The 12,891-nt window shown below is 60.8% G+C and carries 12 protein-coding genes and 1 tRNA gene; 7 read left to right on the top strand and 6 right to left on the bottom strand.

From position 1 onward, the window contains the following. Nucleotides 1-16: 16 nt before the first annotated feature. Nucleotides 17-526 (top strand): hypothetical protein, encoded by a 510-nt coding sequence (locus FHT82_RS06125; RefSeq protein ID WP_183727431.1) that lies wholly within the window; start codon nucleotides 17-19, stop codon nucleotides 524-526. A 147-nt stretch (nucleotides 527-673) separates the two neighbouring features. Here the strand turns inward: FHT82_RS06125 and FHT82_RS06120 are convergent, their stop codons facing one another. The 3 genes from FHT82_RS06120 to FHT82_RS06110 form a co-directional block, all read right to left on the bottom strand. Further along, nucleotides 674-1,396 carry a YoaK family protein gene (locus FHT82_RS06120; protein ID WP_183727429.1) on the bottom strand — a complete coding sequence of 241 codons (723 nt, stop codon included), beginning with the start codon at nucleotides 1,394-1,396 and terminating at the stop codon, nucleotides 674-676. 151 nt (nucleotides 1,397-1,547) lie between these two features. Next, nucleotides 1,548-1,623: transfer RNA gene (locus tag FHT82_RS06115), tRNA-Ala, on the bottom strand. A 149-nt stretch (nucleotides 1,624-1,772) separates the two neighbouring features. After that, complete coding sequence (locus FHT82_RS06110) at nucleotides 1,773-2,153, bottom strand: TIGR02300 family protein (RefSeq protein ID WP_183727427.1); 381 nt, start codon at nucleotides 2,151-2,153, stop codon at nucleotides 1,773-1,775. A gap of 275 nt (nucleotides 2,154-2,428) precedes the next feature. On the opposite strand from FHT82_RS06110, the gene aroA reads away from it, so the two are divergent. From aroA to rpsA, 4 genes are all read left to right on the top strand, one after another. After that, the gene (gene aroA / locus FHT82_RS06105) at nucleotides 2,429-3,781 is read left to right on the top strand and encodes a 3-phosphoshikimate 1-carboxyvinyltransferase (RefSeq protein ID WP_183727425.1); all 1,353 of its coding nucleotides are present in this window, start codon (nucleotides 2,429-2,431) and stop codon (nucleotides 3,779-3,781) included. A 1-nt stretch (nucleotide 3,782) separates the two neighbouring features. Next, nucleotides 3,783-4,424 carry an FMN-binding negative transcriptional regulator gene (locus FHT82_RS06100; protein ID WP_183727423.1) on the top strand — a complete coding sequence of 214 codons (642 nt, stop codon included), beginning with the start codon at nucleotides 3,783-3,785 and terminating at the stop codon, nucleotides 4,422-4,424. Between the two features lie 4 nt (nucleotides 4,425-4,428). After that, nucleotides 4,429-5,073, top strand: a complete 645-nt coding sequence (gene cmk, locus FHT82_RS06095) for a (d)CMP kinase (protein WP_183727421.1) — start codon at nucleotides 4,429-4,431, stop codon at nucleotides 5,071-5,073. A gap of 177 nt (nucleotides 5,074-5,250) precedes the next feature. After that, on the top strand, nucleotides 5,251-6,954 hold the full coding sequence (gene rpsA, locus FHT82_RS06090; RefSeq protein WP_183727419.1) for a 30S ribosomal protein S1: 1,704 nt from the start codon (nucleotides 5,251-5,253) through the stop codon (nucleotides 6,952-6,954). Between the two features lie 130 nt (nucleotides 6,955-7,084). Here rpsA and FHT82_RS06085 read toward each other — a convergent pair whose 3' ends face one another. The 3 genes from FHT82_RS06085 to FHT82_RS06075 all read right to left on the bottom strand — a co-directional run bounded on the left by FHT82_RS06085 (nucleotide 7,085) and on the right by FHT82_RS06075 (nucleotide 9,775). After that, complete coding sequence (locus FHT82_RS06085) at nucleotides 7,085-8,608, bottom strand: hypothetical protein (RefSeq protein WP_183727417.1); 1,524 nt, start codon at nucleotides 8,606-8,608, stop codon at nucleotides 7,085-7,087. 226 nt (nucleotides 8,609-8,834) lie between these two features. Beyond that, nucleotides 8,835-9,461 (bottom strand): ribonuclease D, encoded by a 627-nt coding sequence (locus tag FHT82_RS06080; RefSeq protein ID WP_183727415.1) that lies wholly within the window; start codon nucleotides 9,459-9,461, stop codon nucleotides 8,835-8,837. A gap of 104 nt (nucleotides 9,462-9,565) precedes the next feature. Beyond that, the gene (locus FHT82_RS06075; protein ID WP_112542868.1) at nucleotides 9,566-9,775 is read right to left on the bottom strand and encodes a SlyX family protein; all 210 of its coding nucleotides are present in this window, start codon (nucleotides 9,773-9,775) and stop codon (nucleotides 9,566-9,568) included. A 169-nt stretch (nucleotides 9,776-9,944) separates the two neighbouring features. On the opposite strand from FHT82_RS06075, the gene uxaC reads away from it, so the two are divergent. Both uxaC and FHT82_RS06065 read left to right on the top strand, forming a co-directional pair. Beyond that, on the top strand, nucleotides 9,945-11,360 hold the full coding sequence (uxaC, locus tag FHT82_RS06070; protein ID WP_183727413.1) for a glucuronate isomerase: 1,416 nt from the start codon (nucleotides 9,945-9,947) through the stop codon (nucleotides 11,358-11,360). Continuing rightward, nucleotides 11,357-12,814: a mannitol dehydrogenase family protein gene (locus FHT82_RS06065; RefSeq protein WP_183727411.1), complete on the top strand. Its 1,458-nt coding sequence runs from the start codon at nucleotides 11,357-11,359 to the stop codon at nucleotides 12,812-12,814. Before uxaC ends, FHT82_RS06065 begins: the two co-directional genes overlap by 4 nt. The last annotated feature ends 77 nt before the right edge of the window (nucleotides 12,815-12,891 follow it).

The following is a 12,891-nucleotide window of genomic DNA, read 5'->3' as shown; positions in this document are numbered from 1 at the left end:
AGGCGGCGCATAGAGAATGGAAGGCCAGAGAGCCTTTATCCAAAAGAGGAAAGCCGTGAAGCTGCTGCTCGTACTCCTGAACGTCGTTTTGCTACTGGTCATGCCGGTTGCGGCCTTCGCCCAGCAATCGCTGATCTCCGATCCGGAGATCTACGAGAAGAAGCATTTCCAGGAACAATGCACGGAAGCATCCTTCGGTGACGGCTTCCTCATCCGCCAGGATATCAACAATGACGGGCTGATGGACGCGGTCGTCAACGAGGGCGAACTTACCTGCGACGGCCAGAAGGGTCCGCAGTGCAATGAAGACGGCTGCACCTATAATTTCTATCTGCAGGTGGCCGAAGGCGGCTACTTCATGATCGCGACCGCACAGATCTTCGGCTACGACTTCGTGCAGCGCTTCGGCAATATGGTACTCGCCATGAAAATGAGCCCGCGCTTCTGCGACCGCACCGGCGGCGACCCCTGTGTCGTCACCACCCGCGTGCGCGGCACGAAATTCGTCACCATCTCCAAGAAATAGTCCTCAGCTCGGAAAGAGTGCCGAGGTGCGGCCGGCAAGGTACGGCCAAAGATCCAGACGAGCTTCGAAAATACGAACAGATTCAACTCCTCACCAGATAGCGTCTGGCCTTCCTACCCGATTCGAAAACGACCGCAATGATGGCCGTTACCTAGTGTGCACAGGATGTGGTTGGGGAGCTGCAATCTTTTGATTGAACCGCCGCTGCAGCGGGCGGGGAATAAACAGGGCGACAATCGCCAGCGCCATCGCGAAGATGGAGACCAGCCACAGCGCCTGCGCGCCCACAAGACGGGTCATGAGGGCACCGCTGATGGCGCCGAGCACCATGCCGCCCCACGGCACGATCTGGATCGTCCAGTCGAGGCGTCGGTCGCCGATGATCCAGCGGCCTATGCCGCGGCCGAAGCGCGACAGTGCGCCGGTCACATAGGTCAGGCCGATCGGCAGTCCTTCTATATGCTCGACCGCCGCATTCACCATGCCCATTGTGAGAACGATCATATAGAAACGTGTCATCAACAGATCCTGCGGCGTCATCATCGAGGCCAGCGCCAGCATGAGGCTGACGCAGCAGAGCACGACGAAGATGCGCCGTTCGGCCCGGTGGGCGACGACGATGCCGGCGGCATTGCCAAGCACGAAGACGATGATGGCAGACAGCAGCACGGCGGCGTGCCTGACATCGCCACTGCTCAGCGCAAGAGCCGCCCGCGTCGTATTGCCGGTCATGAAGGATACGAAGTCGCCGGTCAGAAGCAGGCCGGTCGCATCCGTCATTCCTGCAAGGAAGGAAATCGAGCCAACCAGCGCAAGTCCGGTCGCGGTCCTACGGGTTCTGATGATGCGGCGGCGTCTTGCTCGTGTCATAGGTTCGGGTCCGGGAAATGTCGAATCGGTTGACTTCGACGGCCAATATAAAAACCCGCTTTCAGCCGCTGGCAAAGCGGCAACTGAGCAATCACCGAAAAATGTCAGTTATATTGACCTGACGTGTTTATTGAACCGCATTTGGAGGGTTTGGTGGAGCTAAGCGGGATCGAACCGCTGACCTCTTGCATGCCATGCAAGCGCTCTCCCAGCTGAGCTATAGCCCCATCAGGGTGGTCCGGCCTGCGCCGGTCCTGGGATGGTCCGGAGGGCGTTCCCTCTGGAGTGGCGGCTTATTACTTGCGGTTTTCGCAGATGGCAAGCCCAAAAGATCCGGCCCGGAAAATTTTTGTCATCCGGGCCGGTATTCGTTCGATCAGACGTCTTCTTCGTCGCCGGTGACGCCGATGATGTCGCTCATGTCGTCATCTTCGTCATCTTCGTCGGCTTCGAGGAAGGTATCGTCGTCATCGCCTTCGATTTCGACATCGTCGTCACCCATATCGGGGATATCGTCGCCGGAAGCGCCGTCTTCGGCATCTTCGAGCGAAACCAGTTCGACTTCGGTGTTTTCGGTATCGACTTCGGCAACCTCGTCCTCATCCTGAACTTCAGCGATTGCCGAGGTTTCTTCGAAGAAGGACAGGGGGTAGGATTTACCGGTGTAAGGGGAGACGATCGGGTCCCGGTTCAAGTCGTAGAACTTCTTGCCGGTTTCCGGATCGGTGCGCTTGGTTCCAAGTTCCGCTTTCGCCACTATAAGCCTCGTGAGAATGGCCGAATGCGAGATTCGGCAAATGCCGTCAAACCGGCGTTCTATTCGGAATTTATAAGCCGGTCCCCTTAATCGCTACGGCTTCCCGTGTCAAAGCTAAACTTCATGGGGCACTTCAGGCTTTTGCCCGGCATTCCGGATGACCGCTCGGCAAGTTTGTGCTAACCAGCCGCGATTGCCGCAAAGCCCGCCGGAAAAATATGCCGGTTCCGAGGTGTGAGCGGCCCGAAAATATTGCCTTTGCAAGGGATTAACCCATGTCGCAGGGTTCCGCATCGAAGCCGGCCATCGCCCGCAGATCCTCCGGGCTTTCCGGAACCGTTCGCATTCCCGGCGACAAATCGATCTCGCATCGCGCACTCATGCTCGGCGGGCTGGCATCGGGGGAAACGCGCATTGCCGGGCTCCTCGAAGGCGAGGATGTACTAAATACCGGGAAGGCGATGCAGGCCATGGGTGCCGTGATCCGCAAGGAAGGCGGCGTTTGGATCATCAACGGAACAGGCAACGGCGCATTGCTTGCGCCGGAGGTTCCGCTCGATTTCGGCAATTCCGGCACCGGCGCACGCCTGATCATGGGCCTTGCCGGCGTCTATGATTTCGACACCGTCCTTACCGGCGACGCCTCGCTCTCCCGGCGGCCGATGGGCCGCGTGCTCGATCCGTTGCGCCGCATGGGCGTGCAGGTGAAGACCGTGGAGGGCGACCGCCTGCCGGTCATGCTGCGCGGGCCGGAAACGCCAGCTCCGATCCGCTACACCCTGCCCGTCGCCTCGGCGCAGGTGAAATCGGCGGTGCTGCTGGCAGGCCTCAATATACCGGGTGTGACGACGGTTATCGAGCCGGCCATCACGCGTGACCATACGGAAAAGATGCTGGCAGGCTTCGGCGCGGAACTGTCGGTCGAGGCCGACAAGGGCGGCACGCGGACGGTCCGGCTGCAAGGCCGCGGCAGGCTGACCGGCCAGATCATCGACGTGCCCGGCGACCTCTCCTCCGCTGCTTTCCCGCTCGTGGCGGCTTTGCTGGTGCCGGGCTCGGACATCATCATTCCCAATGTGCTGATGAACCCGACGAGAACCGGGCTGGTCCTGACGCTGCGGGAGATGGGCGCCGATATCGAGATCCTCAACCCGCGCCTTGCAGGCGGCGAGGATGTGGCGGATCTGCGCGTGCGCCACTCCGAACTGACGGGCGTCAGCGTGCCGGCAGAACGTGTACCATCGATGATCGATGAATATCCGGTTCTTGCCGTCGCCGCCGCCTTCGCCAAGGGCCGGACTGTCATGAGCGGCCTGCAGGAGCTGCGGGTCAAGGAGTCAGACCGGCTCTCGACCGTCGCTGACGGGCTGAAGCTCAACGGCGTCGAATGCGAGGAAGGCAAGGACTGGCTTTCCGTTACCGGCCGGCCGGACGGAAAGGGGCTCGGCAATGCCGCAGTCAAGTGGGTCGCGACGCATCTCGACCATCGTATCGCCATGAGCTTCCTTGTCATGGGGCTGGCTTCGGAGCATCCTGTCGGCATCGATGACAGCAGCATGATTGCAACCAGCTTTCCGCAGTTCATGGATCTGATGAAAAGTCTCGGGGCAGGGATCGAGCAGGCCTGACATGTACCAGCCGCCACATTTCCGCGAAGACGATCTCAATGTGCAGCATGCGCTGATGCGCGCGCACCCGCTTGGCCTGCTGATTACGGCAGGCGCCTCCGGATTGATCGCTAACTCCGTGCCGTTCCATCTCGATGCCGGCGCATCGGAAAAAGGCACGCTCCGACTGCATCTGGCGCGGGCGAACGGGCAGTGGCGCGATATCGCCGCTGGTGCGCCGGTGCTTGCCGTCTTCCAAGGCGCTAATTCCTATGTCACGCCTTCCTGGTACAAGACCAAGGCCGAGACCGGCAAAGAGGTGCCGACCTGGAATTATGCGATCGTGCAGGCGCGCGGGCCGGCCCGGGTAATCGAGGATGCCGGCTGGCTGCTTTCGCAGATCAACGCAATCACTGGCGAACATGAGGGCCTGCGTGAGAAACCCTGGTCGATCGGTGACGCGCCAGAGGGCTTCATCCGTGCGCAGCTCAAGGGCATCATCGGCGTGGAAATCGAGATCGCCGAGATCGAGGGCAAATGGAAGGTGAGCCAGAACCGGCCGGTCGCCGACCGTGAGGGTGTTGCCAAGGGCCTCACCGAGATGGCAGAGCAGGCCGAAATGCAGGAACTGGTACGCCGCTACGGCGGCCTCGGCACGGAATGACTTCATGAGCGGCAGCTTCATCATCGCCATCGACGGCCCAGCCGCGGCAGGCAAAGGCACCCTTTCGCGAGGGATCGCCGAACAATACGGGTTCCACCACCTCGATACCGGCCTCACCTATCGGGCGGCCGCCAAGGCGCTCATCGATGCCGGCCTGCCGCTCGACGACGAGACGATCGCTGAAAAGATGGCGCGCGAGGTTGAACTGGCCGGGCTCGATCGCGATATATTGTCGAGACATGAGATCGGAGAAGCCGCCTCGAAGATTGCCGTGATGCCGGCAGTTCGCCGGGCGCTGGTCGAGGCGCAGCGGCGGTTTTCCGAGAAAGCGCCGGGGGCGGTTCTCGACGGGCGCGATATCGGTACCGTCGTTTGCCCCGACGCACCAGTGAAACTCTATGTGACGGCATCGCCGGAAGTCCGTGCGAAGCGCCGTTACGATGAGATCATCGGCAAGGGCGGATCAGCGGATTTCGACGCGATCTTCGAGGACGTGAAACGGCGCGACGATCGTGACATGAACAGGGCGGACAGCCCGATGAAACCGGCAGTCGATGCGCACTTGCTTGACACGTCGGAAATGAGTATAGAGGCCGCGTTTCAAGCTGCCAGGTCGATCATCGACGCTGCCTTGAGCCGAAATGCCTAAAAATAAGCGGCTTTCCGTGCTTCAAGCGCGGGACGCAATGCGAGAAAAGCCTGAAATTCCGTCCAAGCGCCGGATTGCCTTCGTGAAAGAAGGCGGACTGGGTTCAGGCCCGTTCAACACGAACCAACCGGCGCATACGTGAGCCTTGACGCTATCGAAGGCCACGCAGGAGATTTTATGTCAGTAGCTACTCCCTCTCGCGAGGATTTCGCGGCCCTTCTCGAAGAGTCCTTTGCCAAGAACGATCTGGCCGAAGGCTATGTTACCAAGGGTATCGTCACGGGCATCGAAAAGGATGTCGCCGTTGTTGACGTCGGCCTGAAGGTCGAAGGCCGCATCGCGCTCAAGGAATTCGGCGCACGTGCCAAGGACGGTTCGCTGAAGGTCGGCGACGAAGTCGAAGTTTACGTCGAGCGCATCGAAAACGCGCTGGGCGAAGCAGTTCTGTCGCGCGAGAAGGCTCGCCGCGAAGAAAGCTGGATCAAGCTCGAAGCCAAGTTCGAAGCCGGCGAGCGTGTCGAAGGCGTTATCTTCAACCAGGTCAAGGGCGGCTTCACGGTCGACCTCGACGGTGCGATCGCCTTCCTGCCGCGCTCTCAGGTCGATATCCGCCCGATCCGCGACGTCACCCCGCTGATGCACAACCCGCAGCCCTTCGAAATCCTCAAGATGGACAAGCGCCGCGGTAACATCGTGGTTTCGCGCCGTACGGTTCTGGAGGAATCCCGTGCCGAGCAGCGTTCTGAAATCGTTCAGAACCTCGAAGAAGGCCAGGTTGTTGACGGCGTCGTCAAGAACATCACCGATTACGGTGCGTTCGTTGACCTCGGCGGCATCGACGGCCTGCTGCACGTCACCGACATGGCATGGCGCCGTGTGAACCATCCGTCGGAAATCCTGAACATCGGCCAGCAGGTCAAGGTTCAGATCATCCGCATCAACCAGGAAACCCACCGTATCTCGCTCGGCATGAAGCAGCTCGAGTCCGATCCGTGGGATGGCATCCAGGCCAAGTATCCGGAAGGCAAGAAGATTTCCGGTACCGTCACGAACATCACCGACTACGGTGCGTTCGTCGAGCTGGAGCCGGGCATCGAAGGCCTGATCCACATCTCGGAAATGTCCTGGACCAAGAAGAACGTTCACCCCGGCAAGATCCTGTCCACGAGCCAGGAAGTCGAAGTCGTCGTTCTCGAAGTCGATCCGTCCAAGCGCCGTATCTCGCTCGGCCTCAAGCAGACGCTGGAAAACCCGTGGGCAGCATTCGCCCGCAGCCATCCGGCCGGCACTGAAGTCGAAGGCGAAGTCAAGAACAAGACCGAATTCGGCCTGTTCATCGGCCTAGATGGCGATGTCGACGGCATGGTCCACCTCTCCGACCTCGACTGGAACCGTCCGGGCGAACAGGTCATTGAAGAGTACAACAAGGGCGACGTCGTCAAGGCTGTCGTTCTCGACGTCGACGTCGAAAAGGAACGCATCTCGCTCGGCATCAAGCAGCTCGGCAAGGACGCAGTCGGCGAAGCCGCTGCTTCCGGCGACCTGCGCAAGAATGCAGTCGTTTCCTGCGAAGTCATCGCTGTTAACGACGGCGGCGTCGAAGTGAAGCTCGTCAACCACGAAGACATCACTTCCTTCATCCGTCGCGCCGACCTCGCCCGCGACCGCGACGAGCAGCGCCCTGAGCGCTTCTCGGTCGGCCAGGTCTTCGACGCCCGCGTCACCAACTTCTCCAAGAAGGACCGCAAGATCATGCTGTCCATCAAGGCTCTGGAGATCGCGGAAGAGAAGGAGGCCGTTGCTCAGTTCGGTTCGTCCGACTCGGGTGCCTCGCTCGGCGACATCCTCGGCGCGGCTCTCAAGAACCGCGGCGGCGAATAATCCTTCGCTGATCCCTTAGAAATGAAGAACCCGCCGGAGCGATCCGGCGGGTTCTTTCGTTTGGGGGATTGTCTGGAGTTCTTTGTACCCACGCAATTCCGCTATGCGCACCCGCAGAAAGTGCTTCGGATTATTCCCAGCCCACCATGCGCTGATAGAGAGCATAGACCGGATCGGCGACGGTTGCCGGCGTCGTAGAGGGATCGGGATCGAACATTTTCGGCTGCCGCCGCTCTTCACGCGGGGCATCCCCTTCGCCGGCCTGCTGCTCTTCGTCCTGACCGGATTGCGCCTGCTGCTGTTGCTGCTGATCCTGAGAGCCGCCATTTTCATGTTGGCGATGAGGCGGCTCATCGGCCTTGGTTGCCTTATATTCGTCGCGAGCGAACTGGTACGGCGTCTGGGCATAAGGCAGACCGTCCGGCATACGTGCCGCAAGCGGAACGTATGAGGGTGTCTCGACCACCGGGAGAGGAGCCGGCTGCGGCTGAGCGGCAATGTCCCTGGCAGGACGCGCCGTCTGGGCGGCTGTCGCGATCTCCGCCTGGGACGGGCGAGAAGCCTGGGTAGCCTGAGCAGATGCAGGCTCGACCACATCTTCCGGGGTAGTGCGAACCAGGCTCTCCGTCGCCTCGCTGATGACGGCCTCGTCCAGCATAGCATCGATTTCGACGGCGGCTTCGACAGGCGTATCCGTCAACAGGACAGTTGCCTCCTGCTCGCGGATGATCGTTGCGATCATTTGCGAAACCTGTTCGGTCATGGAGCTGGCGATGCCGGTCCAGCTGCGCGGGATAACCGGATCGGCCTTGGCGGAGATCGTCTGCTGCTCGAGAGCAGGGCCAGCCTGTTCCGGCTCGACCACTTCCCGCTCTGCCGATGCGACCTGGACTTCTTCTGTCTCTCTCGGCGTGGCTGCCTGCGATGAAGCTTCATGCGCCGCTGTGGCGGGCTGATTGCTGATCTGCTGGTCCTCGACGGTTTGATCGGCCGTCACGACAATAGCAGTTTCGGCCGGAACGATTTCTTCGGCAGCGGGCATCGCTGCACTTTCAACGGGTTTTGCTGCGAACTGACGTGCCGCAGACAGGTTTTCTCCCTGAAACTTGATTTCCGGCCGCAGCTCGGTGCGGGGCAGCGGCGCAGCATCGTTCTGGCGATAAGAGCGGACCACGGCGCGCGCTGCGAGATCCCTGTCTTTGTAATTGACAATCTCGAGATAGGCGATGACACGGGTGGCCTCCGGACCGGTTGGATCCTTGAGGGCAGCGGCGATTATTCTCAGCGGCAGGCTATGTCCGTCATCGGAAAGCTGGCGCTCGACCGCCTCAATCTCGGCGTCGGGCATGCGACGGATGGCATCAGCGACACGGATGGCAAAGGCCTGATCGGATTCGCCTTTGCCTCGCTGCAACGATATGGTGCGGCCCGTGGCATTGATGATGTCGAGAAGTGCTTCAATCATGCGCTGGCGCGCGGCGATGAGCAGGATATTGAGCTTGCCGGCAATCGCGGCGTTGAGGTGGGCAGCTTCAACTGCGTTCACCGGGGTGGGGGCGAGCACCGAACGGCCGAGGCCGCCGGCAACGATTGCCGCCGTCTGACCCTGAGAAGAAAGGCTTGCATTGGACGCTGAACGAATGGGAGACAACACAGGCACGCTCCTTTCGCAAAGTGGCTATGAAAGCAGGTTCTACAAAGAGACCGCGCTCATCCGGCCTCTTGCATCCCAGCAGATCCTCCTGTCCGCATCGGCGCTTTTTGCGCCGTCGAATGCATAAAAATTAATGATAATGTTACTGAAAATCTCTTAACGAATGACTAACGGCCGCAGACGTCCAGTCTACGGCCGTGCAGGCATATCCGATGAAAAGCCAATATCAGCTATGGGCGAAGATATCGGCCTCTTCCCAGCCGAGAAGATCGAGCTTGGCGCGCGTCGGCAGGAATTCGAAGCAGGCCGTCGCATGCTCCAGACGGCCGTCGCGGATCAGGCGTTCGTTGAGCTTGTCACGCAGCGCATGCAGATAGAGCACGTCGGAGGCAGCATATTCGAGCTGCGCCTGCGAGAGCGTTTCGGCGGCCCAGTCGGAGGATTGCTGCGTCTTGGAGATATCGATGTCGAGCATCTCCTTCAGATTATCCTTCAGGCCATGGCGATCCGTGTAGGTACGGATGAGGCGGGAGGCGATCTTCGTGCAGAAAACCGGTGTCGTGGTGACGCCGAATGTATGGAAGAGCACGGCGATATCGAAGCGGCCGTAGTGAAAGATCTTCTGGCGCGACGGATCGGCAAGCAGCGCGGTCAGGTTCGGCGCTTCCTTCTGACCGGCCGCGATGCGGATCACATCGGCAGAGCCGTCGCCCGGCGAAAGCTGTACGACACAGAGGCGGTCCCGGCGCGGCACGAGGCCCAGCGTTTCGGTATCGATCGCGATCGCGCCGGTGTAACGGGCGGCATCCGCCGCGGAAATATCGCCCTGATGATAACGGATGGTGGCCGCCATGGGATGTCTCTCGTTCAGCTTCGTCTTTTCGGGCTATATCGCAAAGGCCGAAAACGCGAAACCGCTTTCCTGCTGCAGACGGCCTTCAGGCGAGGCATAACCGCTCAATAGTGCGGCGGCTTGGTGATCGCCGGCGCTTCCAGCGATTGTTCCTCAAGGCTCAGGAACCGCTCGGTCAATCGATCGAGCTTGGCGCGCGTCTGCTCCATAACCTTCCATTGTTCGGCAAGCTGATCGGAAAGCTCATCGATCGTCTTTGCCTGATGGGCCAGCATTTCTTCCAGCTTCGTGATGCGGGCTGCCTCGTCGGACATCGGTTTTCTCCGGAGAAATCAGGTGGCATTCCAAAGCCCAAATAGGCCGAAGCGTCAATGGTTTCGAGGCCTCACGAAAACGATTCCGAAATGAACCGTTTGGTTACTAAAAACCCTTGCCGCATCCCGTCTTGTGGGGTAGGCCCTTATCCATCAGGGAGGATAACTGATGGATGTAGGCAACGGCTTTCTTCATCCGGACCGGCTCTTTCCCGCCGATCCGGCAACGCGGACAATAGCACGCGATCTCTACGAGACAGTACGTGCCCTTCCGATCGTCAGCCCTCACGGGCATACCGAACCGTCCTGGTTCGCAGACGACAAGGCCTTCGAAGACGCCGCTTCGCTGCTCGTCATTCCCGACCACTATCTTTTCCGCATGCTGCACAGCACCGGCACCAAACTCGACGAGCTCGGTGTGCCACGGCTTGACGGCAAGCCGGTGGCGAGCGGCCGGGATATCTGGCGGGCTTTCGCTGCCAAATACCATCTTTTCCGCGGAACGCCGTCGAGCCTTTGGGTCGATCATGCCATGTCGGCCGTGCTCGGCTGCACCGAGCCGCTGACAACTGAGAATGCCGATGCGCTCTACGATCATATCAATGCGCAGCTGAAACTTCCGGAGTTCAGGCCGCGGGCGCTGCACCAGCGCTTCGGCATCGAGACGATCGCCACGACCGAAGGCGCGCTCGATCCGCTGCCGCACCATCAGAAGATGGCGGCCGACGGCTGGATCGGCAAAGTGCGCACCACCTACCGGCCGGACAGCGTCACCGATCCCGACGCCATCGGCTTCCGCGACAATCTCATCAAGTTCGGCGAGATCACTGGCTGCGACATCACCACGTGGGACGGGCTGATCGAGGCGCACCGCAAGCGGCGTGCCTATTTCCGCCAGTTCGGCGCGACGGCGACCGACCATGGCGTGCCGACGGCCTTTACCGCCGATCTGCCGCTTGCCGAAAAGCAGGCTCTGCTCGACAAGGCGCTGAAGGGACCCCTTTCGGCTGTAGATGCAGAGCTTTTCCGCGGCCAGATGATGACGGAAATGGCCGGCCTCTCCGCCGAAGACGGCATGGTGATGCAGATCCATGCCGGCTCGCGCCGCAACACCGACCGCGGGCTTTTCGAAACCCGCGGACCGAATATGGGCGCCGATATTCCGACGCGCACCGACTGGGTCGGCGGCCTCAATGCCCTGCTGTCGAAATACGGCCATGCGCCTGGCCTGCGCATCCTGCTCTTCACGCTCGACGAGACGACCTATGCCCGCGAGCTTGCGCCGATGGCCGGCCATTGGGCCTGCCTGATGATCGGGCCGCCCTGGTGGTTTCACGACAGCCCGCTTGGCATCCGCCGCTATCTCGACCAGATGGTGGAGACAGCCGGTTTCGCCAATCTCGCCGGCTTCAACGACGATACGCGCGCGCTCCTGTCGATCCCCGCCCGCCACGATGTCTGGCGCCGCGAGATTTGCCGCTTCCTGGCCCAGCTTGCGGCCGAGCATCGGATTTCCAAAAAGGAAGCCGAGATCGTGGCGCGCGAACTCTCCTATGACAATGCGAAGAAGGCCTACAAGCTGTGAGCGACAGATTACAGACCATAACCGGCCTTGCGCCGACAGCGAAGCTTCCTGCCTATGACCGGAATGCACTGAAGGCCGGCATCCTGCATCTTGGCCCCGGCGCCTTCTTCCGTGCGCATTTCGCGCCCTTCACGGATGGCGCGCTCGCAGCTGCAGGTGGCGACTGGGGCATTGAGGTGGCAAGCCTGCGCACGCCTGATGTTGCGGACAATCTGAGCGCTCAGAACGGGCTCTATACGGTGCTCATCCGCGACACGTCGGGGACAACGGCACAGGTCATCGGCTCGATCCTTGGGGCGCATGTGGCGCCACGCGATCCGGCCGGCCTGCTGGCACGGCTTGAAGACCCTGATATCCGCATCGTCAGCATGACCGTGACCGAAAAAGCTTACGGTTTCGATCCGGCAACCGGCGGGCTCGACCTCAAGCATCCCGATATCGTCGCCGACCTTGCCAACCGGCATGCGCCGCGCGGTGTCATCGGCTATCTGGTCGAAGGCCTTGCGCGGCGGCGCCAGAAGGGTATTGCACCCTTTACGCCGCTCAGCTGCGATAACCTGCCGAGCAACGGCGCAGTACTGAAGCGTCTCGTACTGGAATTCACCTCTCGCATCGATACCGACCTGCATGACTGGATTGAAGCGAACGTGCCCTTCCCGTCCACGATGGTCGACCGTATCACGCCGGCAAGCACCGATGCGACCTATGCCGATGCCAAGCGGCTGACGGGCCGCACCGATATGGCGGCGATCGAGACGGAGCCTTTTACCCAATGGGTGATCGAAGATCATTTCGCCAATGGGCGGCCGGCCTGGGAAAAGGTGCATGGTGCGCTGATGGTCGAGGAAGTCTCGGCCTATGAAAAGATGAAGCTGCGGATGCTGAATGGTGCGCATTCTCTGCTCGCCTATCTTGGCTATATAGCAGGCTATGAATTTATCCGCGACGTGATGGACGATGCCGGACTTGCCGCGCTGGCCCGCCGGCATATGAATGCGGCGGCGGCAACGCTCGACCCGGTTCCCGGTATCGATCTCGACGCCTATGCGGACGAGTTGATAGCGCGCTTTGCAAACAAGGCGATCGCCCACCGAACCTATCAGATCGCCATGGACGGCACACAGAAACTGCCGCAGCGCCTGCTGGAGCCGGCAACCGAAGCGCTCGCAAAGGGTGGCAAGGCGGAGACCTACGCGATCGCTGTCGCCGCCTGGATGCGTTACGCAATGGGCGTCGACCGCAACGGCGAACGCTACGAATTGCGCGACCCACGGGCGGGAGAGATTGCAGCACTGATCGCGGATGTGCCGCGCAATGGCGGGGCGATTTCAGCAGCGCTGTTCAGGCTTCCGGGGCTGTTTCCAAAGGCGCTGAGCGGGAATATCGCCTGGACTGAGGACGTGGCCAACAAGCTGGAAATCCTTATCCAGGATGACAGGCTGCCGCTGTTTTGATGCCTTCCTCATGATCCCCGTGCTTGTCGCGGGGTTCAGCAGGCCCAAGTCCCTGGGCCTGCAATTCCGGACGTAAA

It is taken from the genome of Rhizobium sp. BK275, from assembly GCF_014193555.1.
GTDB lineage: Bacteria > Pseudomonadota > Alphaproteobacteria > Rhizobiales > Rhizobiaceae > Rhizobium.
This window is presented reverse-complemented; position numbering and strand designations above follow the sequence as displayed.